Source organism: Falsirhodobacter deserti, from assembly GCF_004015795.1.
In the GTDB taxonomy this organism is placed as follows: Bacteria; Pseudomonadota; Alphaproteobacteria; order Rhodobacterales; family Rhodobacteraceae; genus Falsirhodobacter; species Falsirhodobacter deserti.
In genome coordinates, this window is sequence record NZ_ML137219.1 from 94,889 (window position 1) to 117,444 (window position 22,556).

At 65.7% G+C, this 22,556-nt stretch carries 23 protein-coding genes; 13 read left to right on the forward strand and 10 right to left on the reverse strand.

Going from position 1 to position 22,556, the window contains the following annotated elements; all coding sequences use genetic code 11:
- Positions 1 to 20: 20 nt before the first annotated feature.
- From JX25_RS12015 to JX25_RS12045, 7 genes are all read right to left on the reverse strand, one after another.
- A complete protein-coding gene (locus JX25_RS12015; protein ID WP_128255354.1) occupies positions 21 to 386 on the reverse strand; it encodes a hypothetical protein in 366 nt (121 codons plus the stop codon).
- A 49-nt stretch (positions 387 to 435) separates the two neighbouring features.
- Positions 436 to 1,122: a superoxide dismutase gene (locus JX25_RS12020; RefSeq protein WP_128255355.1), complete on the reverse strand. Its 687-nt coding sequence runs from the start codon at positions 1,120 to 1,122 to the stop codon at positions 436 to 438.
- 143 nt (positions 1,123 to 1,265) lie between these two features.
- The gene (locus JX25_RS12025) at positions 1,266 to 2,201 is read right to left on the reverse strand and encodes an ABC transporter substrate-binding protein (protein WP_128255356.1); all 936 of its coding nucleotides are present in this window, start codon (positions 2,199 to 2,201) and stop codon (positions 1,266 to 1,268) included.
- Between the two features lie 14 nt (positions 2,202 to 2,215).
- Positions 2,216 to 3,214 carry an ABC transporter permease gene (locus tag JX25_RS12030; protein ID WP_128255357.1) on the reverse strand — a complete coding sequence of 333 codons (999 nt, stop codon included), beginning with the start codon at positions 3,212 to 3,214 and terminating at the stop codon, positions 2,216 to 2,218.
- Positions 3,211 to 4,701 carry a sugar ABC transporter ATP-binding protein gene (locus JX25_RS12035; protein ID WP_128255358.1) on the reverse strand — a complete coding sequence of 497 codons (1,491 nt, stop codon included), beginning with the start codon at positions 4,699 to 4,701 and terminating at the stop codon, positions 3,211 to 3,213. The genes JX25_RS12030 and JX25_RS12035 overlap by 4 nt, the downstream gene beginning before the upstream one ends.
- A complete protein-coding gene (locus JX25_RS12040) occupies positions 4,698 to 5,813 on the reverse strand; it encodes a Gfo/Idh/MocA family protein (protein WP_206611583.1) in 1,116 nt (371 codons plus the stop codon). Before JX25_RS12040 ends, JX25_RS12035 begins: the two co-directional genes overlap by 4 nt.
- Complete coding sequence (locus tag JX25_RS12045; RefSeq protein ID WP_128255359.1) at positions 5,810 to 6,862, reverse strand: sugar phosphate isomerase/epimerase family protein; 1,053 nt, start codon at positions 6,860 to 6,862, stop codon at positions 5,810 to 5,812. The genes JX25_RS12040 and JX25_RS12045 overlap by 4 nt, the downstream gene beginning before the upstream one ends.
- Before the next feature lie 120 nt (positions 6,863 to 6,982).
- On the opposite strand from JX25_RS12045, the gene JX25_RS12050 reads away from it, so the two are divergent.
- Positions 6,983 to 7,990 carry a LacI family DNA-binding transcriptional regulator gene (locus JX25_RS12050; protein WP_128255360.1) on the forward strand — a complete coding sequence of 336 codons (1,008 nt, stop codon included), beginning with the start codon at positions 6,983 to 6,985 and terminating at the stop codon, positions 7,988 to 7,990.
- Positions 7,991 to 8,188: 198 nt separating this feature from the next.
- The gene (locus JX25_RS12055) at positions 8,189 to 9,451 is read left to right on the forward strand and encodes an MFS transporter (protein WP_206611584.1); all 1,263 of its coding nucleotides are present in this window, start codon (positions 8,189 to 8,191) and stop codon (positions 9,449 to 9,451) included.
- A 39-nt stretch (positions 9,452 to 9,490) separates the two neighbouring features.
- On the opposite strand, the gene pobA is transcribed toward JX25_RS12055, so the two are convergent.
- Positions 9,491 to 10,657, reverse strand: coding sequence for a 4-hydroxybenzoate 3-monooxygenase (pobA, locus tag JX25_RS12060; protein WP_128255362.1), 1,167 nt, complete (start codon positions 10,655 to 10,657; stop codon positions 9,491 to 9,493).
- A 56-nt stretch (positions 10,658 to 10,713) separates the two neighbouring features.
- On the opposite strand from pobA, the gene JX25_RS12065 reads away from it, so the two are divergent.
- Together JX25_RS12065 and JX25_RS12070 are read left to right on the forward strand one after the other, a co-directional pair.
- Positions 10,714 to 11,589, forward strand: coding sequence for a helix-turn-helix domain-containing protein (locus tag JX25_RS12065; protein ID WP_128255363.1), 876 nt, complete (start codon positions 10,714 to 10,716; stop codon positions 11,587 to 11,589).
- Positions 11,590 to 11,667: 78 nt separating this feature from the next.
- Complete coding sequence (locus tag JX25_RS12070; RefSeq protein WP_128255138.1) at positions 11,668 to 12,840, forward strand: IS5 family transposase; 1,173 nt, start codon at positions 11,668 to 11,670, stop codon at positions 12,838 to 12,840.
- Positions 12,841 to 12,954: 114 nt separating this feature from the next.
- Here the strand turns inward: JX25_RS12070 and JX25_RS12075 are convergent, their stop codons facing one another.
- Positions 12,955 to 13,704, reverse strand: a complete 750-nt coding sequence (locus tag JX25_RS12075) for an IclR family transcriptional regulator domain-containing protein (RefSeq protein WP_128255364.1) — start codon at positions 13,702 to 13,704, stop codon at positions 12,955 to 12,957.
- A 107-nt stretch (positions 13,705 to 13,811) separates the two neighbouring features.
- Here JX25_RS12075 and JX25_RS12080 point away from each other — a divergent pair, with 107 nt between their 5' ends.
- From JX25_RS12080 to pcaF, 3 genes are read left to right on the forward strand one after another with little or no spacing between them, the layout of a single operon-like run.
- Positions 13,812 to 14,531, forward strand: a complete 720-nt coding sequence (locus JX25_RS12080; protein ID WP_128255365.1) for a 3-oxoacid CoA-transferase subunit A — start codon at positions 13,812 to 13,814, stop codon at positions 14,529 to 14,531.
- Positions 14,531 to 15,196, forward strand: coding sequence for a 3-oxoacid CoA-transferase subunit B (locus JX25_RS12085; RefSeq protein WP_128255366.1), 666 nt, complete (start codon positions 14,531 to 14,533; stop codon positions 15,194 to 15,196). The genes JX25_RS12080 and JX25_RS12085 overlap by 1 nt, the downstream gene beginning before the upstream one ends.
- A gap of 1 nt (position 15,197) precedes the next feature.
- A complete protein-coding gene (gene pcaF / locus JX25_RS12090; protein WP_128255367.1) occupies positions 15,198 to 16,391 on the forward strand; it encodes a 3-oxoadipyl-CoA thiolase in 1,194 nt (397 codons plus the stop codon).
- Here pcaF and JX25_RS12095 read toward each other — a convergent pair.
- Complete coding sequence (locus JX25_RS12095; protein ID WP_128255368.1) at positions 16,388 to 17,272, reverse strand: LysR substrate-binding domain-containing protein; 885 nt, start codon at positions 17,270 to 17,272, stop codon at positions 16,388 to 16,390. The two genes, pcaF and JX25_RS12095, sit on opposite strands and share 4 nt — an antisense overlap.
- Before the next feature lie 83 nt (positions 17,273 to 17,355).
- Here JX25_RS12095 and pcaD point away from each other — a divergent pair, with 83 nt between their 5' ends.
- From pcaD to JX25_RS12125, 6 genes are all read left to right on the forward strand, one after another.
- Entirely contained in the window at positions 17,356 to 18,141 is a 786-nt protein-coding gene (gene pcaD, locus JX25_RS12100) for a 3-oxoadipate enol-lactonase (RefSeq protein ID WP_128255369.1), read from the forward strand.
- Positions 18,134 to 18,514 (forward strand): 4-carboxymuconolactone decarboxylase, encoded by a 381-nt coding sequence (gene pcaC, locus JX25_RS12105; RefSeq protein WP_128255370.1) that lies wholly within the window; start codon positions 18,134 to 18,136, stop codon positions 18,512 to 18,514. Before pcaD ends, pcaC begins: the two co-directional genes overlap by 8 nt.
- The gene (gene pcaH, locus JX25_RS12110; protein ID WP_128255371.1) at positions 18,511 to 19,314 is read left to right on the forward strand and encodes a protocatechuate 3,4-dioxygenase subunit beta; all 804 of its coding nucleotides are present in this window, start codon (positions 18,511 to 18,513) and stop codon (positions 19,312 to 19,314) included. Before pcaC ends, pcaH begins: the two co-directional genes overlap by 4 nt.
- On the forward strand, positions 19,314 to 19,925 hold the full coding sequence (pcaG, locus tag JX25_RS12115) for a protocatechuate 3,4-dioxygenase subunit alpha (protein ID WP_128255372.1): 612 nt from the start codon (positions 19,314 to 19,316) through the stop codon (positions 19,923 to 19,925). The genes pcaH and pcaG overlap by 1 nt, the downstream gene beginning before the upstream one ends.
- Before the next feature lie 9 nt (positions 19,926 to 19,934).
- Complete coding sequence (locus JX25_RS12120; protein WP_128255373.1) at positions 19,935 to 21,251, forward strand: class-II fumarase/aspartase family protein; 1,317 nt, start codon at positions 19,935 to 19,937, stop codon at positions 21,249 to 21,251.
- A gap of 96 nt (positions 21,252 to 21,347) precedes the next feature.
- Complete coding sequence (locus JX25_RS12125) at positions 21,348 to 22,553, forward strand: GTP-binding protein (protein WP_128255374.1); 1,206 nt, start codon at positions 21,348 to 21,350, stop codon at positions 22,551 to 22,553.
- The last annotated feature ends 3 nt before the right edge of the window (positions 22,554 to 22,556 follow it).

A 22,556-nucleotide genomic window follows, 5' to 3' on the forward strand; every position in this document is an offset into this window, starting at 1 on the left:
CGGTGAAGGCGAAGGTCGGCTCAGGTCAGGGAAGGGGGGCCGCGGGGCGGAATGGCTGGATCGCGGGCGCGCGAAGCGGCGCGTTGCACCTGCGGCAGGATGACTGCGGCGGCCAGCCTGCGTTCCAGTTCGGGCAGGGCAAGGCCGGTGCCCGGCAGGTCCGTGGCCGTGACAAGCTGGCAAAGCGAACAGGAAGGAAGGTGCAGGTGATCCTGATCTTGCGTGCTGCACAGATCATCGGCAAGGCCGCCGGCCAGCATATACGCCTCAAGCCGCGCTTCCGTCATGGATGGGGCGGCGTGCAGGGACGTGCCCGTTGCGAAGGCAAGGGCCAGCAGGATCAGAAGCGTCAATCCCGCAAGATGGGGGTGCAACAGATGGCGCATGGTCCATCTGTTGCAGATGCGCCGTCAGGGGCGCAATGGGCGAAATGTCTCACTCTGCCAGGGCGGCGTCGTAACGCTCCGACACCTTGGTCCAATCGACCACGTTCCACCACTCGGCCAGATATTCGCCGCGGCGGTTGTTGTAGGTCAGGTAATAGGCGTGTTCCCACACGTCATTGCCCAGAAGCGGCGTGCCTTTGGTTTCGGCCACGTCCATCAGCGGGTTGTCCTGGTTGGGGGTGGAGGTGACCTCCAGCTGGTCCTGATCGTTCAGGATCAGCCATGCCCAGCCCGATCCGAAACGGCTTGTGCCGGCTTTCTCGAACGCGGTGCGGAATTCATCTTCGGATCCGAAGCTTTCGGTGATGGCCTGCGAAAGCTCCTCCGACATCTCGCCTGTTTCACCTTCGGGGGCCATGGTTTCCCAGAAGAAGCTGTGATTCCAGTGCCCGCCCGCATTGTTGCGCACGGAGTCGGGGAAGGTGCCGGCCTGTGCCACCAGCTCTTCCAGCGACAGGTCTGCCGGCGCGTCGCCGGCACCGACCGCCTTGTTCAGGTTGTCGACATAGCCTTGATGGTGCTTGCCATGATGCAGTTCCATCGTCTCGGCGCTGATCGCCGGTTCCAGCGCATCGGTCGCATAGGGCAGTTCGGGCAGGGTGAACTGCCCTTCGGATTGGGCGAGCGCGGCGGTCGGCAGGGCGAAGGCGGCGACGAAGGCGATCTTGTGAAGCATGGTGTCCTCCCAAAGGTTCAGCCCGCACAACCTTTTCACTGCCCGTCCGTTCCACCGCCGCAACCTTTTGCCGCAGGCGACCGCCGGATGACAAAAAGCCAGCCCCGTGGGGCTGGCCATGTTCGTGCACCTGCCGCGTTCGATCAGAACGGGCTGTCTTCGAAATAGTAATCAGCCGCGTTCTCGGGCGTGATCAGTTCGGAGCCGATGATGAACCGGCCCGCCACCGGCGCGGGGGAGGTGAAGCGCATCGCCGTCAGCTCGATCGCGGTTGCGATCATCGCGGGCGGATAGGTCACGTTCACCGGCAGCATCGGATCGTTGTCGCGGATGCGGGCCACGATTTCCTTCATGCCCGCGCCACCCACGACCCACATCTCGTCCGAGCGGCCGGCCTGTTCGATAGCCTGCAGGGCGCCCGTGGCCATGTCGTCATCGGCGGCCCAGACTGCGTCAATCTCGGGGAAGCGGGACAGGAAGTCCTGCATCACGGTGAACGAGGTGTCGCGGTTCCAGTTGCCGTGCTCCATGCCCAGCACCTCGATGCCGGCGCCTTCGATGGCGGCGGTGAACGCCTCGACGCGTTCGTTGTCGATGGTGGAGGCGATGCCGCGCAGCACCACGATCTTCGATCCTTCGTCCAGCGTTTCGGCGAAATATTCGCCGGCGACGCGGCCGAAGCCTTCATTGTCGCCCGCGACATAAAGATCCTCGATCCCGTCTTGCGAAAGGCCGCGATCGACCACCGTCACATAGGTGCCGCTTTCGGCCACGCGGGCCACGGGGGCGGTCAGGGGTTCGGATTCGAAAGGCAGCACGACCAGCGCGTCGATGTTGCGCGTGGCCACCATATCCTCGATGTCGGAAACCTGCTTGGACGGGTCCGATGCCGTGGTCAGAACGAAATCCAGGTCCGGATACGCTTCTTCAAGACGTTCCACCGTGGCCTGCGCGTGATAGTTCAGGCCCCCCGCCCAGCCATGCGTGGCCGCGGGAATGGAGATGCCGATGGTTTCGGCCCCTGCCGGTAGCGCAACGGCCAGAAGTGCCGTGGCGGACAGGATCGTGCGGATGGTCATGGTAGTCCTCCCGTTCAGTTGGATCGGATGCCGCCCCTTTGCAGAACAACGGCAAGAATGATGATGATGCCTTGGATCGCCCCGTTCAGATAGGGGGAAACAAGGTCCGTCAGGTTCAGGATATTGCCGATCAGGCCAAGGATCAGGACGCCCACGACAGTGCCCCAGACGCGCCCGAAACCGCCTTTCAGCATGGTGCCGCCGATGATGACGGCCGCGATCGCCTCCAGCTCCCACAGAAGGCCGGTTGCGGCGGAAGCGGACCCCAGGCGCGGCACGTACATGATCGTGGCCACGCCAACCAGCAGGCCCAGCAGCACATAGGTTGCCATGCGCACGCGCATCACGTTCACCGCCGAATACCTCGCCACCTGTTCGTTCGACCCGATGGCTGCGCAGTGGCGGCCGAACCGGGTGTGGCGCATCGTGATTTCCCCCGCGATCGCCACAAGGGCAAAGACGATGATCGGCCAGCTGACCCCCAGAACCGTGCCGTAATAAACAGGGCGGTAAACGCCCGACAGTTCGTAGTTCAGCGAAAGGGTGCCCCCGTCGGCCATCCATGTGATCAGTGAACGGTAGATGCCCATCGTGCCAAGGGTGACGATGAACGCCTCGATCCGTGCGCGGGTGACCAGAAGGCCGTTGATGGCCCCGCCGAACAGGCCCGTGACAAGGCCGATAAGGATGCCGACAAGGATCACCCCCACCCCTTGCCCCATCATGGGCAGCAGCGCGTTCATCACCATGATCATCACGCCCGCAACGAAGGCGGCCATGGAGCCGACGGAAAGATCCAGCCCGCCTGCCGTGATCACGAAGGTCATCCCCACCGCGATGATGCCGATGAAGGCTGACCGCGCCAGCACGTTCGTCAGGTTGGAATAGCTGAGGAAGTTATCGTTCAGCGCGATCCCGATCAGCAGCAGCACCCCAAGGGCGGCAAGCGGCCCGATGGCGTGCAGGTTGATGCGGCGGCGCGGGGCCTGCCTTGGTTCGGCGGTGGCTGTCATGCGGCCTCTCCCTCAAGTCCCATCGCCAGCCGGACGATGGCGCGTTCGTTCACATCTGCGCCCGCTACCTGCCCCGCGATGCGGCCACGCTGCATCACGATCACGCGGTCGCACAGGCCGATCACCTCCGGCAATTCCGAGGAGATGACGATAACGCTCAGCCCCTCGTCAGCAAGGCGGTGGATGAAGCGATAGATTTGCTGCTTGGTGCCGATATCGATGCCGCGGGTCGGTTCGTCCACGATGACGATACGGGGTTGGGTCAGCATCGTCTTGGCCAGAAGCAGCTTCTGCTGGTTTCCGCCCGAAAGGTTGCCCGCCAGCACGTCGCGATGCGGGATGCGGATGTCCCAGTCGGCGATCGCCTGGTCCAGCGCGGCATCTTCGGCCTTGCGGTCGATCAGGCCATGCGAAAACCGTTCAAGCGCCAGAAGGGTCAGGTTCTCGCGCAGGGACTTGTTCAGCAGAAGGCCCGATTCCTTCCGGTCCTCGGTCAGATAGACCAGTCCGGCCTGGATCGCGGGGCGCATCCGGTCGGCGGGCAGGGTGGCGCCGTTCACGGTCACGCTGCCGTCGCGCGGGCGCAGGCCGGCAACCGCCTCCATCAGCTCGGTCCGGCCAGAGCCGACAAGGCCGGCAAAGCCAAGGATCTCTCCCTGCCGCAGATCGAACGAGGCGTCCTCGACAAAGCGCGGCACGCGGATGTCGCGGGCCGAAAGAACAACGTCGCCGCCGCCCTTGCGCTTTGGCGGGTAAAGGTCCGAAAGATCGCGCCCCACCATGGCGGTGGCCATCTGGTCCTCGGTCATGCCTTCGGCGCAATCGGACAGCACCATCGATCCGTCGCGCAGTACGGTCACGCGGTCGGCCAGGCGCCGCACCTCGCCCAGCTTGTGCGAAGTGTAAAGCACGGCCACGCCTTCGGCCTTCAGGCGATCCACCTGCTGAAACAGAACCTCGGTCTCGCGGGCGGTCAGAACGGCGGTCGGCTCGTCCATGATCAGCACGCGGGCATGGCGCGACAGGGCCTTCGCAATCTCCACCATCTGCCGGTCGGGAACCGAGATGTCGGCAATCCGCGCATCGGGCGAGGCATTGCAATGAAGCCGCGTCAGCAGTGCCTGCGTGTATTTGCGCATTCCCGCATGATCAAGGAACGGGCCGCGCCGCATCTCGCGCCCAAGGAACACGTTTTCCGTCACCGTCAGATGGGCGGCAAGATTGAATTCCTGGTGGATCATCACGATGCCCGCCTCCTCCGCCTGGGCGGGGGAGGTGAGGCGGACCGGATCGCCGTCGATGCAGACGGTGCCGCTGCTGGGGGCCAGAAAGCCGGACATGACCTTCATCGTTGTGGACTTTCCGGCGCCGTTTTCACCGATCAGCGCATGAACCTCGCCGCTGTGAAGCTGGATGTCGATGCCGTGCAGCACCTCGATCGGGCCGAAGCTGCGGGTGACGTTCGACAGGGAAAGAACCGGCTTCATGGGGCCACCCAAGCCCCGTTATTGGCCGAGGATTCCCGGCAGGCCGCGATGAACGCCATCCCGCCCATGCCATCGACGATGCCGGGATACTGCACCCCGTCCGGCAGCACACTGCCATGGGCGCGGATGGCACGGGCAGCCTCGGCATAGATATTGGCGAAGGCTTCTATGTATCCTTCGGGATGGCCTGCAGGCACGCGCGACAGGCGCGTTGCGGCCCCGGTCGCCCCCGCGCCGTTCTGCGTCAGGATCTGGCGCGGCTGCCCGAAGCGGGTGAAGGAAAGTTGTGTTGCAGCTTCCTGCGTCCAGTCAAGGCCGCCGGTTTCACCGAACACGCGGATGCGGACGGTGTTTTCATGCCCCGGCGCGACCTGGCTGGCCCAAAGCGAACCGCGTGCCCCGCCCTTGAAGCGCAGCATCGCCTGCACGTTGTCATCCACCCGCCGCCCGGGCACGAAGCTGCTGAGTTCTGCCGAAAGCGCCTCCACCTCCAGCCCGCTGACGTATTGCGCCAGATGCCATGCATGGGTGCCGATATCGCCCACCGCGCCCGCGCCCGCCTTCGCGGGATCGGTGCGCCATCCTGCCTGCTGCGAGGCGTTATCCTCGGTCAGCCAGTCCTGTGCGTATTCCACCTGCACCACGCGCACCGGGCCGATATCGCCCCGCGCTACCATTTCGCGCGCCTGACGGACCATGGCATAGCCGGAATAGGTATGCGTCAGGATGAACAGCGCGTTTGACGCTTCGCAGGCGGCGGCCAGATCGCGCGCCTCTTCGGTGGTGGCGGTCAGGGGCTTGTCGCAGATGACGTGGATGCCGCGTTCAAGGAACGCCTTTGCCGGCGCCGCATGCATGTGATTGGGGGTGACGATGGCCACCGCCTCGATCCCGTCGGGGCGGGTGGCCTCGGCCTCGGCCATCTGCGCGAAATCGTCGTAAACCCGCGCAAGTCCAAGCTCCTCCCCCGACCGGCGGGCCCGCTCGGGATCGGAGGACAGCGCCCCCGCCACAAGCTCGAACTGGCCATCAAGGCGCGCGGCCATGCGATGCACGTTTCCGATGAAGGCACCGCTGCCCCCGCCAACCATTCCCAGGCGCAGCGCCCTCATCGGTCCAGCCCCAGCATGCGGCGGTTGGCCTGCGCATCGGTGCCGGCAGCTGCGAAATCGTCAAAGGCGTGCGGTGTCACACGGATGATGTGGTCCTTCACGAAACGTGCCCCTTCCCTTGCCCCATCCTCGGGGTGCTTGAGGGCGCATTCCCATTCAACCACCGCCCAGCCGTCAAACCCCTGCGCTGTCAGCTTGGAGAAAACGGCGCGGAAATCAACCTGCCCGTCGCCGGGGGACCGGAAACGGCCAGCGCGATCCACCCATGGCTGGTAGCCGCCGTAAACGCCCTGCCGCCCCGTCGGGTTGAATTCGGCATCCTTCACATGGAACATGCCGATCCGGTCGGCATAGATGTCGAGGTTGGCCAGATAATCCAGCCCCTGAAGCACGTAATGCGACGGATCATACAGCATCTTGGCGCGCGGATGGTGGTTCACCCGGTCAAGGAACATCTCGAACGTGGCGCCGTCATGAAGATCCTCGCCCGGATGGATCTCGAAGCAGACATCGATGCCGCAGCTTTCGGCATGGTCAAGGATGGGGTGCCAGCGGCGGGCAAGTTCATCAAAGGCCGCTTCGATCAGCCCCGGCGGGCGCTGCGGCCACGGATAGACATAGGGCCATGCAAGCGAGCCTGAGAACGTGGCCATCGCCTTCAGCCCCAGATTGGCCGAGGCGCTGATCGTTTTCTTTACCTGATCGACGGCCCATTCGGCGCGCGCCGCGGGATTGCCGCGAACCTGCGGTGCGGCAAAGGCGTCGAACGCCTCGTCATAGGCAGGATGCACGGCGACAAGCTGGCCCTGCGTATGGCTGGAAAGTTCGGTGATGACGATGCCGCCGGCCTGCGCCAGAAGATCCTCGCAATAACTGCGGGAACTTGCCGCAAGCCCCAGATCCATCAGCCGCGCATCGCCGGATGGAACCTGCACCCCCAGATACCCACATTCCGCGGCCCAACGTGTGATCCCTGCCCATGTGTTGAACGGTGCCGTGTTTCCGGCAAACTGGGCCAGAAAAAGGCCGGGGCCCTTCATTGTTTTCATGAATCCTCCTGCCACCGATCCCATCCCCCATGTAATCGGTTGCAAGAAGCGTGGCACAGGCGCTTCTTCTTTACAAGAACAGCTTCATGAGCCAGCGTTGGCGCTTGAGGAAGCAGGTACATGACAAAGAATACTCCACGCGTCCGGGACGTTGCCCGGCTGGCAAAGGTTTCCACTGCAACCGTTAGCCGCACCTTAACGCGGCCCGACCTTGTTTCAGAAACCACGCGCAAGCTCGTGATGAAAGCGGTGGAGGAGACGGGTTACACCGTTAACATCTCGGCCCAGAACCTGCGCCGCCAGCGGACGGGAAGCATCCTGGCGCTGGTGCCGAACCTTGGAAACCCGTTCTTCACCGATATCCTTGGCGGCATCAATGTGGTGCTGCGCGAACGCAAGCTGAACCTGCTGGTGGCCGACACCACAGGCACATCGGGCACGCGCGTGCAGATGGCGGCGCTGGCGCACAGGTCGCGGGCGGACGGGCTTGTGGTGATGGACGGCACCCTTGCCCCCGAGGTTTTTTCCCATTCCGCCTGCCCGCCTTTCGTTCAGGCCTGCGAATGGAACGGCCAGCTGGATGCCCCGCGCGTGGTGGCCGACAACCACCTTGGCGCGGGTCTTGCCACGCGCCACCTGATCGCGCTTGGCCACAGGCGCATCGCCCAGCTTTTCGGCCCCGAGGAGAACCCCCTGACCATCACGCGCTGCGCGGGCTTTGCCGATGCGCTGCAGGCGGCGGGCCTGCCGCATCGCGCCGAATGGATGATAGAGGGCGATTTTTCCATGGGGTCGGGGCAGGCGGCAGCACGGCGCATCCTTGCCATGAAGGACCGGCCCACCGCCGTGTTCTGCCACAGTGACGGCATGGCCTTCGGCCTGATGGCCGAGTTGCAGCGCAACGGCGTGCGCGTGCCGCTGGAGTTCTCGGTTGCCGGTTTCGACGATATCGAGCTTGCGGAGCATGCAACGCCCGGGCTGACCACGATCCGTCAGGAAAGGGCCGAAATCGGCGCGACGGCGGCCCGCACCCTGCTTGCGATCCTGAAGGGCGCGGTGCCAGAGGCGGCGACCGTGCTGCCCGTGCGGCTGGTCGAACGCGGCAGCACCGGACCGGCCCCCGCCTGACCGCCGTCCATAACACCGGCGTTATGGGTTTCGGACGTTTTTGCATTTCCAAATGGCCGGATTGCATGTCATCGATCTGGCCGAGGAGGCCGTCCCCCGTCGGGACGGACAGAATGCCGATCGGGAATTGGCAGGCCTGGTGCGCGATCCATGGGGACAGGCGCCGGCCCCGTCATCCCGCGCGGAGAGGGAGACGACGTGACGCAAACATATTCCAAAGACGCAGGCGGAAGCGCGGGCTGGGTGATCACCCTGTGCTGGATCGCGGTTATTCTTGACGGGTTCGATCTTGTGGTGTTGGGGGCCCTGATCCCGACGCTGACCAACCCCGCTGCCCCGTTCATGACACCGGCCGAGGCGACCTTTGCATCCACCATCGGGCTGGTGGGCATGACCATCGGTGCATTGTCCATCGGCGCGGCAACCGACCGCATCGGCCGCCGCCGCGCGCTGATCTGGGCCGTGGCCGCGTTTTCCATCCTGACGGCGCTGTGCGGCCTTGCGCAAACACCGGCACAGCTGAGCCTGTTCCGCTTTCTGGCCGGTGTGGGCCTTGGCGGCTGCCTGCCCACCGCCATCGCCATGGTGACCGAATTTTCGCGCGGCAAGGCGGGCCGTGCCTCCACGCAGGTGATGACGGGTTATCACGTGGGCGCGGTGGCGACGGCTCTGCTGGGGCTGGTGCTTCTGCCGATGACCGGCTGGCGCGGCATGTTCTTTGCCGGTGCGCTGCCGGGCCTTGTGGTGGTGCCGCTGATGTTGCGCCATCTGGCCGAAAGCCCCGCCTATCTTCTGGCCAGCGGCCGCCGCGCCGAGGCTGAGGCCGTGGCGCGCGCGCATGGCATCACGCTGGCCGAACCTGCGGCCGATGTGCCCAAAGCCTCGATCCGGACCTTGTTCGAGGGCGGGTTCCTGCGCACGACGCTGGCGATCTGGGTCACCTCTTTCATGGGGCTGCTGCTGGTCTATGCGCTGAACAGCTGGCTGCCGGCGCTGATGGTGGCTGCCGATTACGGGCTGGAACGCGGGCTGTGGCTGCTGCTGCTGCTGAATGCCGGCGCCATCTGCGGCCTGCTGGTTGCAGGCCAGGTGGGTGACCGGATCGGCCTGCGGACGGCGGCGATCATCTGGTTTGCGGCGGGCGCCGTGCTTCTGGCGCTGCTGTCGTGGAAGATGCCGGTGGGGCTGCTTTACCCCGTGGTGTTCCTGACCGGCTGCTTCGTCTTTTCGGCGCAGGTGCTGGTTTATGCCTTCACCGCCTCCCGGTTTCCGGCGGCGGTGCGTGCAACCGCCATCGGCATGTCGGCAGGCGTGGGCCGTCTGGGGGCCATTGCCGGCCCTTTGATCGGGGGCACGCTGGTATCGATGGGGATCGGCCACCCTTGGGGCTTTTATGTCTTCGCCGTCGTGGGCATGATCGCCGCCCTTGCGATGAGCGTGACAACCGCCCGTTCGTCCTGAACCATCGCCCGTGCCGGAAAACCGGCACGGGCGCTTTCGTCAGAATGGCTGCCCGACATAGTTGCGCGCCATCGTCTCGCGGGCCGAGGGCATGTCGCGCAGAACGTGCAGCTCTGCCTCCTGCACCTTCTGATCGAAAGCGCTTTGATCGGGAAAGCGGTGCAGGATCGACGTCATCCACCAGCTGAACCGCATCGCGCCCCAAACGCGCGTCAGCGCCCGCCCGGAATAAGCCTCTACCCCCGACATGCTGCCAGCGGCGGCCTCCACCAGCGCCTCGTAAAGGTAATGCACATCGGATACGGCAAGGTTCAGCCCCTTGGCCCCCGTGGGCGGCACGATATGGGCGGCGTCGCCCACAAGGAACAACCGGCCCCACCGCATCGGCTCGGTCACGAAGCTGCGCAGGGGCGCGATCGATTTCTCGATCGAGGGGCCGGTTTCCATCGTTCCGGCCACATCGGCGGGCAGGCGGCGGCGGATCTCGGTCCAGAACGCCTCGTCCGACCAGTCCTCCACCTTGTCGGTCAGCGGCACCTGGATGTAATAGCGTGACAGCCGGTCATTCCGCATCGAGGCAAGGGCGAAGCCGAGCGGATGGTTGGCATAGATCAGCTCATCCGCCGCCGGCTTGGTATGGGACAGGATGCCCAGCCAGCCGAAGGGATAAACACGCTCGAACTCCTGCCGGACGGATTGGGGGATCGACTTGCGGCTGACGCCGTGGAACCCGTCGCAGCCCGCGATCCAGTCGCAATCCAGCCGCTGCGCCCGCCCGTCCTTGGTGAAGGTGACGTGTGGGTGGTCGCTGTCCAGATCGTGCAGGGCAACGTCCGACACCTCGTGCAGGATGGTGGCGCCGATGGCGTCCTGCGCGTCGTAAAGATCATGCGTCACCTCGGTCTGGCCGTAAACCATCACCTCCTTGCCGCAGGATTGGGCGAAATCGACGCGGAACCGCCCCTCGGTGGTGGAAAGATAGCAGCCGTGATGGGGATGTCCTTCGCGCATCATCCGTTCGCCGCAGCCGGCCTCGTGCAGCATCCGCACGGTGCCCTCTTCCAGCACGCCCGCACGGATGCGCGACAGCACATGTTCGCGGCTGGTCCGTTCCAGCACGACCGTCGCAATGCCCGCGCGGTTCAGAAGCTGCGAAAGAAGCAGGCCCGATGGCCCGCCGCCGATGATGGCAACCTGCGTCCGCATGATAGTCCTCCTTTTCTCCTCGGCGCTCAGGATTGCAGGGGCGGGGCGCGGGGAACATGGACGAAGGTGCCAAACGTTGGTACAAATCGAACATGGAGCAGATCCCGACATTCGATCTTTACGGCGAGCATCAGGCCTTTCCCGATATCCTGCATTGCGAAACCATCCTGGACCGCGCGGCGGGGCATGACTGGCAGATCGGGGTGCACCGCCATGCCGATCTGCACCAGTTCTTCCTGCTGGTGGCCGGGCGGGCGCAGATGACGGTGGATGGCGCGGTGCAGGCCCTCGCGCTGCCCGCGCTGGTCAGCATTCCGCGGCGCGCGGCCCATGGCTTCCGCTTTGCCCGCGGCACCGAAGGCTTCGTGATCACCCTTCCGGTGGCAGAGTTCGCCGAGCTGTTCGGAGCCAGCGCCCTTGGCGACCGGCTGGCGCAGACGGGCGCCGTTCCCGCATCCGACGATCTGGTGCAGATCGTGCAGGGGCTGGCGGATGAACACCGTTCCCGCCGTTTCGGGCGCATCGCGGCGCTTCGGGGGCTGGCCACGCAACTGGGCGTCAATGTCGCGCGGCAGCTGGAGGGGGAGGACACCCGCGACCATCCCTATGCCCGCCGCATGGCCGCCTTCGATGCGCTGGTTCACGCCCATCTGCGTGACCGCTGGGCCGTGGCCGATTACGCCCGCGCCCTTGGCATGACACCCACGCACCTGTCGCGCGTGGCGCGGGCGGAAACCGGCCTCAACGCTTCGCAGTATATCGACCGGCAGGTGTTCCAGGAGGCGCGCCGCCTTCTAGCCTATACCCGCGCCGGCGTGGGCGAGGTGGGGCAGATGCTGGGTTTCGACGATCCGGCCTATTTTTCGCGCGCGTTCCGGCGGCAGTGCAAGGAAACGCCGCAAGCCTATCGCGACCGGCTTCGGGTGCTTTAGCAGGCCGCTGAAGAAGTCGATCCTTGGCCTTCTCCGAGGAACATGATTCACCGTCGGGGGACCAAGGCGGGGGTGATGATGCGCGGCACTGACGACACGAGCGGGTCGCTGTTCAGCTATGTTGATCTCGATGCGCGCATTCCGGCACGGCATCCGCTGCGCAAGATCAGGCAGGTGGTGAACGAGGCGCTGGCCAGCCTGGATGCCGAGTTCGCAGCGCTCTATACCGATTTCGGTCGCCCCTCGATCGCACCGGAGCGGCTGATCAGGGCCTGCCTGCTCCAGATCCTGTTCTCGGTCCGCTCTGAACGGCAGCTGATGGAGCAGATGCAGTATAACCTGCTGTTCCGGTGGTTCGTGGGGCTCGGCATCGACGACCAGATCTGGGTTCCGACGGTGTTCACGAAGAACCGCGACCGGCTGCTGACGACCGAGATGTCGCGCAAGGTGATGGCCGCGATCCTGGCGCACCGGGAGGTCGCGCCGCTTCTGTCGGACGAACATTTTTCGGTTGACGGCACGCTGGTCAAGGCCTGGGCCTCGATGAAGAGCTTCCAGCTCAAGCCGGACATCTCCCGGCCTGATGACGAGGGACCGAGCGACCCGCCTTCACCAGCCACGACCGCCGCCGACCAACCTGAACAGGTCCAGACAGGGACAGACGCGATGCCCCGCCCCACCCGCCAGCACCGCAACGCTGAGATCAACTTCCGGGGCGAGAAGCGTTCGAACGCCACCCATGCCTCGACCACCGATCCGGACGCCCGCCTCTACAAGAAATCGCCCGGCACCGGGGCGATACTGTGCTTCATCGGCCATGCTCTGATGGAGAACCGCTCGGGCCTGATCGTGCAGGGCGATCTGACCGAAGCGGACGGCCGAGCCGAACGGCGTGCCGCGCTCGACATGGTGCATCGCCACTCTCCCGGATCGACCCGCAGGCTGACCCTTGGGGCGGACAAGGGATATGACGCCGCCACGTTTGTCGCTGATCTGCGACAGGCCTGCGTGACACCGCATGTCGCGCAGAAATCGCGTTGTTCAGCGATTGATAGGCGAACCACCCGGCACAAGGGTTATGCCCTGTCCCTCAAGCATCGGAAGCGGATCGAGGAGGCGTTCGGGTGGGCCAAGACGGTCGGCGGCATGGCTCAGACTGTTTATCGCGGCGTCGAACGAGTGCGCTCCCGCTTCGTTTTGACGATGGCGGCCAACAACCTTGCACGGCTGCCCCGATTGCTGACCGCATGAAGCCAAAAGCGGTATCAGCCGCGCACACCCTTCGCCCCGATAGGCCGGAAGCTCGATGCAGCCGGGCCCATCCGAAGAAAACCGTTCCGCCCCGGCGACTTCTTCAGCGGCCTGTTAGGTCAGCACCTTGCGCAATTCGTCCCGGATCAGGCGCAGCGGGGCAAGATAGCGGTCGGCCAGATCCTCGGGGCGGGCTTGCGTGGCGGGCAGGCCAAGGTTCATGGCCGCCACCACGCGCCCCCGCGCATCCAGAAGCGGAACGGCAATGGATCGCAGGCCCACCTCCACCTCCTGATCGATCAGGGCGTACCCGTCGGCGCGGGCCTGCGCAATACGGGCCATGACGGCTTCGGGATCGGTCAGCGTGTGCGGGGTGCGCGGGGCCATCGGGCCAAGGCGGGCGCGGGCCTCGTCCTCGGGGAGGGCGGCCAGCAGCACGCGCCCCATGGATGTGCAGAAGGCAGGCAGGCGGCTGCCCGGCATCAGCGCGATCGACATCACCTTGCGCTGCGCGGCGCGGGCGACATACACGATTTCCCCCCGATCAAGAATGGACACCGAAGTGCTTTCGCCAAGCTGGTCCGACAGCCTGTCCAGCCACGGCTGCACCACCCCCGGAAGCGGCATCGTGGCAAGGCAGGCGGTGCCAAGGCGCAGCACATGCGGGGTCAGCGTGAAGTATTTCCCGTCATAACGGGCGTAGCCCAGATCGGCCAGCGTCAGCAGGCAGCGGCGGGCGGTGGCACGGTCCAGATCCGCCCGCTCGGCGGCCTCGGTGATTGTCAGGCGGGGGCGGTCGGCGGTGAACGCCTCGATCACGCGCAGGCCCTTGGCAAGGCCACCCATCGTGTCACGCTTTTCCATTTCCACCCCGATTTGTGCGAATAACGAACAAAGTAAGCATATCGCACAAGAACGTTGAGGTCGACCGCCGTCCTGCCTACCTTCGCCAAAGAATGAAGGAGGAGAGCATGGACAAAACAGTCCCGTCCTTGGCCGAGGCGGTGAAAGCCGTTCCCGATGGCGCGGTGGTGATGATCGGCGGCTTCGGCGGTTCCGGCGCCCCGATCGAGCTGATCCACGCGCTGATCGACCGGTTCCGCGAAACCGGCAGCCCGAAGAACCTGACCGTTGTGAACAACAACGCAGGCAACGGGCGCATCGGCATCGCCGCGATGATCGATGCGGGAATGGTCGCCAAGATGGTCTGTTCCTTCCCGCGATCGTCTGATCCGCGCGCCTTCACCGAGGCGTATCTGGAGGGCCGCGTCGCGCTGGAATTGGTGCCGCAGGGAACGCTGGCCGAACGCATCCGCGCGGGCGGGGCGGGCATTCCGGCCTTCTATACCCCCACCTCCTATGGCACGGAACTTGCCGAAGGAAAGCCGGTCGCGGAATTCGACGGCAAACCCTATGTGCAGGAACGCTGGCTGAAGGCCGATGTGGCGCTGATCAAGGCGCACAAGGGCGATACGATGGGCAACCTGACCTATCGCCTTGCCGCGCGCAACTTCAGCCCGCTGATGTGCATGGCCGCCGCCACCACCATCGTGCAGGTTTCCGAACTGCTTGAACCGGGCGGGATCGATCCCGAACAGGTCATCACCCCCGGCATCTTCGTCGATCACGTGGTGCAGGTGACGAACCCGCAACAGGAAGAGGCCCTGATCCGCGAGGGGGCGGTGCATTGATGAAACTGAACAACGCACAGATGGCCTGGCGTGCCGCGCAGGACATTCAGGACGGCGCTTACGTGAACCTTGGCATCGGCGCGCCCGAAATGGTGGCCCGATACAGCGTTGAAGGCCGCACGGTCATCTATCACACCGAAAACGGCCTTCTCAACTTCGGCGAGGCCCCGCCCGCCGGGCAGGAGGACTGGGACCTGATCAACGCCGGCAAGCGCGCCGTGACGCTGAAGCCGGGGGCAAGCTTCTTCCACCATGCCGACAGCTTTGCCATGGTGCGGGGCGGGCATCTGGATGTCGCGATCCTTGGCGCCTACCAGATCGCGCAGAACGGCGATCTGGCCAACTGGCGCGTGGGATCGAAGGGCGTTCCCGCCGTGGGCGGCGCGATGGATCTGGTGCACGGGGCAAAGCAGGTCTGCGTCATCACAGATCACGTGACCAAGGATGGCCAGCCCAAGCTGGTGGAGGCCTGCACCTTCCCGCTGACCGGCGTCGGCTGCGTGACCCGCATCTATACCAGCCTTGCCGTGGTGGACATCGCCGGTGGCCGCTTCATCCTGCGCGAAAAGCTGGCGGGGATGAGCTTGGACGAACTGCAATCCCAGACCGGCGCGACCCTTCACACCGAAGGCGACGTGGCCGATCTTTCCGTGCCGGAGCTTTGAGATGACCGAAGCCTATATCTGCGATTATATCCGCACGCCCATCGGGCGGTTCGGGGGCGCGCTTGCCACCGTTCGCGCCGATGATCTGGGCGCGATCCCCCTGAAGGCCCTGATGGAACGCAATCCCGGCACCGACTGGGCCGCGGTGGAGGATGTGATCTTCGGCTGCGCCAACCAGGCGGGCGAGGATAACCGCAACGTGGCGCGCATGTCCTCGCTTCTGGCGGGCCTGCCGGTGGAGGTGACGGGCACCACCATCAACCGTCTTTGCGGATCGGGGATGGATGCGGTGTTGATGGCGGCGCGGGCCATCCGCGCCGGCGAGGCCGACCTGCTGATCGCGGGCGGCGTGGAAAGCATGTCGCGCGCGCCCTTCGTGATGCCCAAGGCCGAAACCGCCTTTTCCCGCAACGCCGAGATCTTTGACACGACCATCGGCTGGCGCTTCGTGAACCCGGCGATGAAGGCGCAATACGGCGTGGATTCCATGCCGCAAACCGGCCAGAACGTGGCGGACGATTTCGGCGTCAGCCGCGAGGATCAGGACGCGATGGCCCTCGCCTCGCAGCAAAAGGCTGCGGCGGCGCAGGAAAACGGCCGTCTGGCGCAGGAAATCACGCCTGTGACCATTCCGCAGCGCAAGGGCGATCCGGTGGTGGTGACGCGGGACGAACATCCGCGCCAAACCTCGGCCGAGGCACTGGCGAAGCTGCGTCCGCTGTTTGCGAACGGATCGGTCACGGCGGGCAACGCCTCGGGCGTGAATGACGGTGCGGCGGCGCTGATCATCGCCAGTGCCGAGGCAGCAAAGAAGCACGGCCTGACCCCTATCGCCCGCATCCTTGGCGGGGCGGCGGCGGGCGTTGCCCCGCGCATCATGGGGTTCGGCCCCGCACCTGCCGCAAAGAAGCTGATGGCGCGGCTGGGGCTGACGCAGGCCGCATTCGACGTGATCGAGCTGAACGAGGCGTTTGCCGCGCAGGGCCTTGCCACGCTGCGCGATCTGGGCATCGCCGATGACGATGCACGTGTGAACCCCAATGGCGGGGCCATCGCGCTTGGCCACCCGCTTGGCATGTCGGGCGCACGGATCACGGGCAGCACCGCGCTGGACCTGAAGCCGGGGCAGAAGGGCCTTGCGATGATGTGCATCGGCGTGGGGCAGGGCATCGCCATCGCGGTGGAGCGGGTCTAGACCAGCCCCCGCGCAAGGCGGACAAGGCTGTCCTGCGCCACGTCCGCGTCTTCGCCCTGCGTGATGCCCACGGGGCCGGACAGGAATCCGGCGCCAAGACGCAGGGCGATCATGTCGCCCCGCGCAACCTCGGCATGGATCACACCTGCCGAAATCAGCCATGCCGCATCCGAGGCCAGCACCAGCCCCCGCCCGATCGCGAGCGAGACGGTTTCAAAGGCCGGACGGATGCGCCCGAACCCCTGCGAGGCGATCCAGTCCTCCACCCCCCGCCGGATGATCGCGCCTTCGGGCGGCAGGATCAGCGGCACCCGCGTCAGCAGATCAATGGCGGGATGGCCGGCAAGGGGATGGCCGGGGCGCAGGGCCAGCACCACCTCCTCGTCGTAAAGATGGGTGAAGGACAGGCCCGCGATTTCCGCCGCGCCGGGCATCCGGCCGATCATCAGGTCGATCCGCCCTTCGCGCAGATGCCGCAGCAGGTAATCATGAGAGCCGGAGATGAGCGACAGCACCGTTTCCGGCCGCGCCTGCCGGAAGGCAAGGGCCAGCGCGGGAAACAGCCGTGTGGCCACCGTCGGCAGAACGCCCACCCGCAGGCCCGCACGGGCGGCACCGGGATGCAGCGCGGCGGCCCCCGCCTCCAGTATCTGAACCGCTTCGGCGGCATGACGGCGGAACGAAAGTCCCGCCTCGGTCAGGATCAGGCGGCGCCCCTGCCGCAGGAAAAGCTGCGCGCCCAGCAGCGTCTCAAGCTCGGCCAGGGTGCGGGACAGGGCGGGCTGGGTCAGCCCCTGTTCGCGGGCAACGGCAGACAGGTTGCCTTCCGCCGCGATGGCAAGAAAACTGCGGACATGGCGCAGCTTGATGGCGGGATGCATAGCGGCCTCGTTATGGAAAGGGCTTCATTTTGCATTAGGCGCGGCCCTTTCGATGTGCAAGATTATGGACAGAGGAGGACGTGATGCAAGCACTGATGCGCCCGTGGGGTGTGATGCACTATGCCGCCAGCGGCCCCGAAGATGGTCCGGCGGTGGTTTTCGCCAATTCGCTTGGCACCGATCTGCGTCTTTGGGATGCGTTGCTGCCCTTGCTTCCGGCGGGCCTGCGGCTGATCCGGTATGACAAGCGCGGGCACGGGCTGTCGGATGCCGGCCCTGATGACGGGATCGAAGGGCTGGCGCAGGATGTGGCCGCGCTGATCGAACATGCGGCGCGCGGGCCGGTGGTTCTGGTCGGCCTGTCGATCGGCGGGCTGATCGCGCAGCAGGTGGCTGCCACGCGTCCCGACCTTCTGCGCGGGCTGGTCCTGTCGAACACGGCGGCGAAGCTTGGCACCGCCGAAAGCTGGCAGGCGCGGATCACGGCTGTTCGCGAAAACGGCATGGCCGCCATCGCGCCCGCCGTGATGGAACGTTGGTTCGCCCCGGCTTTCCTTGACCGCCCCGAACGCGCCCTGTGGCAGCGGATGATGGAACGGACGGACCCCGATGGCTATGTCGCCGCATGCCGCGCGCTGGCCGCGGCGGATCTGACGGCCAGCACCCGCGCGTTGCGCCTGCCCACGATCGTGATCGGCGGCAGTGCTGATGGTGCCTCTCCGCCCGCGGTGGTGGAGGCGACGGCGGCGCTGATCGAGGGCGCGTCGTTTCACATGATCCCCGATACCGGCCACCTGCCACCCGTGGAAGCCCCGCGCGCCATGGCCGATATCCTGACCCCCTTCCTGCAAAGGATCTTCCATGTCTGAGCTGACCGAAACCGGCATGACCACCCGCCGCCGCGTGCTGGGCGATGCCCATGTGGACCGCGCCGAGGCTGCGAAAACCGACTTCGACCTGCCCTTTCAGACCCTGATCACCGATGCCGCTTGGGCGCATGTGTGGTCGCGCGACACGATCAGCCTGCGCGAACGGTCGATGCTGACCATCGCGTTGCTGGCGGGCCTTGGGAACGATCACGAACTTGCCATGCATGTGCGCGCCACGCGCAACACCGGCGCCAGCGCCGAGGACATCACGGAGGCGCTGCTGCACGTCGCCATCTATGCCGGCGTTCCGCGCGCCAATCACGCGATCAAGATCGCCAAGGAAACCCTTGCCGAGATGGAGGCCGAAGGATGACCCAGGATACCCAGATCAAGCCGCATATCGGCAACGCGGCGGGGGATCACCCGCACCCGCATCCGGGCCGGCCCGCCGATGATGCCCGCCACCCGCTGATCCACCGCGACCGCGACTGGCATCCGCAGGCCTATACCCCCGGCTACAAGACCTCGGTCACGCGGGCGCCGTCGCGGGCGCTGATCTCCATGCCCTCCACCCTGTCGGAACAGACGGGGCCCGCCTTCGGCCACAACATGCTGGGGGAGTTGGACAACAACCTGATCCTGAACTTCACCGGCCAGCCTGCCATCGGTGAACGGATCATCGTGCATGGCCGCGTGCTGGACGAGATGGGCCGCCCCGTTCCCGGCGTGCTGGTGGAGGTGTGGCAGGCCAATGCCGGTGGCCGCTATCGCCACAAGAAGGACGGCTATCTTGCGCCGCTGGACCCAAATTTCGGCGGATGCGGGCGCACCATCACGGCGGAAGACGGCAGCTATGAATTCCTGACCGTGCGCCCCGGCGCCTATCCATGGCCGAACCGCGTGAACGACTGGCGGCCGATGCATATCCACATGTCGGTCTTCGGGTCCGGCTTCGGGCAGCGGCTGATCACGCAGCTGTATTTCGAGGGGGATCCGCTGATCGCCCGCTGCCCGATCGTGGGCACCATCGGCCAGCAGAAGGCGGTGGAATCGCTGGTGGCGCCGCTGGACATGAACCGCGCGATCCCGATGGACTGCCTTGCCTACAAGTTCGACGTGGTGCTGCGGGGCCGCCGCCAGTCCGTCTTCGAAAACCGCATGGAGGGGATGTGATGCAGCCGCTTTATCACCTGAAGGAAACCCCGTCGCAGACGGCCGGACCTTACGTTCACATCGGGCTGGTGCCGAACCTGTTGGGCATCACCGGCATCTATCCGCACGATCTCGGGGCCTCCCCCATCAATGACGGCGCGAAGGGAGAGGTGATCACCATCACCGGCACCGTGCGTGACGGGGCGGGGATGATCCTGCGCGATGCGCTGATGGAAAGTTGGCAGGCCGACGCGGACGGCATCTTTCCGGGCAACGATCCGCGCGGGCAGGCCGATCCCAACGTTTCGGGCTGGGCGCGCATCGTGGCCGATTTCGAAACCGGCGAATGGGTGCTGCGCACGGTCAAGCCCGGCCGCGTTCCCGCCCCCGACGGGCGGATGATGACGCCGCATATCGCGCTGTGGGTCGTGGCGCGCGGCATCAACCTTGGCCTGCAAACCCGCATCTGCTTCGAGGACGAGGAGGAGGCGAACGCCGCCTGTCCCGTTCTTGGACGGATCGAACATCGGGACCGCGTTTCCACGCTGCTGGCGAAGAAGACGGGGCCTTCCGCCTATCGCTTCGATGTGATCCTTCAGGGGCCGGACGAAACCGTGTTCTTCGACATGTAAGGAGGGGCGATGCCCGCACATCCCGCAGACAGCGCGCTTTATCGCGGCCTTTTCGGCGATGACGAAACCGCGCGCCTTCTGTCCGACAGCGCCGAGATCCGCGCCATGCTTCTGGTGGAAGGCGCGCTGGCCCGCGTTCAGGGCCAGCTTGGCGTGATCCCGGCCGATGCGGGCACGTTCATCGACCGCGCCTCGCGCGAGGTGCAGATCGATCCGGCGGGGCTTTCGGCGGCCACGGCCACCAATGGCGTTCCGGTGCCCGCGCTGGTGGCTGCCTTCCGCAAGGCGATGGAGGCGCCGGATCATGCGCAATATCTTCATTGGGGCGCAACCAGCCAGGACATCATGGATACCGCGCTTGCGCTGCGGTTGCGGCGGATGATGGATCTTTGGGCCGGGCGCCTGGATGCGCTGATCGGGTCGCTTGGAGTTCTGGCGGATCGGCATGCCGATCTGCCGATGGCTGCGCGCACCTATGGTCAGGCGGCCACGCCCACCAGTTTTGGCGCGGTTGTCGCGCAATGGGGCCGCCCGCTGCAGCGCCACCGCGAAAGGCTGGCGGCGCTGCGCGCGGATCTGGCCGTTTCGCTTTCCGGTGCGGCGGGCACCCTTTCCGCGATGGAGGGGCGCGGGCCCGAGGTGCGGGCCGCGCTGGCCCAAGCGCTGGATCTTCGCGATCCGGGGCACAGCTGGCATACCGACCGCAGCGTGATGGCGGATCTGGCGGGCTGGATGGCGGCGGTCACGGGAACGCTTGGCAAGATGGGTCAGGACCTGATCCTGTCCGCCCAGACCGGCATCGCCGAGGTGCTGGTTGACGGGGCAGGGGGGTCCTCCACCATGCCGCAGAAACAGAACCCCGTTGCACCTTCGGTGCTGGTGGCACTGGCGCGGCAGGTGGCGGCGCTGGCAGGCGTGATGGACGGCGCGATGATCCACGCGCAGCAGCGCGACGGTGCGGCATGGTTCACCGAATGGCTGACCTTGCCCGCCCTTTGCAGCGCCACGGGGCGTGCGCTGGCGCTGGCGGTCGATGTGGCGCAGCGCCTGCGCCCCGATCCCGCGGCCATGCAGCAGGGGCTGAAGGCCGGCTGCGGCACCATCTTTGCCGAAGCGATCAGTTTTGCGCTGGCAGAAACCATGGACCGGGCCGAGGCGCAGGCAAAGGTGAAGGCCTTGTCGCAGGAAGCGATCCGCGACGGTGTCGATCTGGTCGATCTGGTGCGACGAGAGGTGCCGGACCGCGACTGGGACGCCATTCTTGCAGGCGACAGGCTGCTTGGCGCAGCGCCGCAAGAAGCGCGGGCCTTCGCCGCAAGCTGCTGAACCCCATCACGGGCGGGCCAATGGTCCGCCCGCTTGCACTCTGCCCTCGCCTGCCGTAGGAACGTTACGTTATATCGTAACGTAAAGGATGCTTCCATGTCCGATCGCAGGCTTCCCGTCACCGTTCTTTCCGGCTTTCTGGGCGCGGGAAAGACGACGCTGCTGAACCATGTGCTGAACAACCGTGACGGCCGGCGCGTCGCCGTGATCGTCAATGACATGTCCGAGGTGAACATCGACGCCGATCTGGTGCGCGACGGGGCCAGCCTTTCGCGGTCCGAGGAAAAGCTGGTGGAGATGACGAACGGCTGCATCTGCTGCACCCTGCGCGACGATCTGCTGGTGGAGGTGCGCCGCCTGGCCGCCGAGGGGCGGTTCGACTATCTGCTGATCGAATCCACCGGCATTGCCGAACCGCTTCCCGTTGCCGCCACCTTCGATTTCCGCGATGCCGACGGCACCAGCCTTTCCGATGTCGCGCGGCTGGACACGATGGTGACGGTGGTCGATGCCGCCAACCTGACGCGCGATTTTTCCAGCCACGACTTCATCGCCGATCGGGGGGAGGCTTTGGGCGAACAGGATGATCGAACGCTGGTGAACCTGCTGACCGACCAGATCGAATTTGCCGACGTGATCGTGCTGAACAAGGTGACCGAGGCCGGACCCCTGCGGCTGGATCAGGCGCGCAAGATCATCCGCGCTCTCAACCCCGATGCGCGGCTGATCGAAACCGACTTTTCGCGCGTCGATACCTCGAAGATCTTCGATACGGGCCTGTTCGATTTCGACCTTGCCCACCAGCACCCGCTTTGGGCGAAAGAGCTTTACGGCTTTGCCAACCACCTGCCCGAGACCGAGGAATACGGCATCTCCTCTTTCGTGTATCGTGCGCGGCGGCCGTTCCATCCGGCAAGGCTTCATGCGGTGCTGAACGGCGATCTGGCGGGGGTGATCCGCGCCAAGGGCCACATGTGGATCGCAACCCGCCCCAACTGGGCGGTGGAGTTCAGCCTTGCAGGTGCCATCTCCTCTGTCACGCCGCTTGGCGGGTGGTGGGCGAGCGTTCCGCAAGATCGGTGGCCGACCCATCCCGAGGCGCTGGCCGAAATCGGCGCTGTCTGGCAGGATCCGTGGGGCGACAGGCGGCAGGAACTGGTCTTCATCGGCACGGGCATGGACAAGGACGCGATCACCGCCGCGCTGGATGATGCGCTGGTTCAGGCAGCCGGGTTCACGCCGCAGGACTGGGCAGGCCTTCCTGATCCCTTTCCTGAATGGGGCCGTCGGCGGGTGGCCTGATCC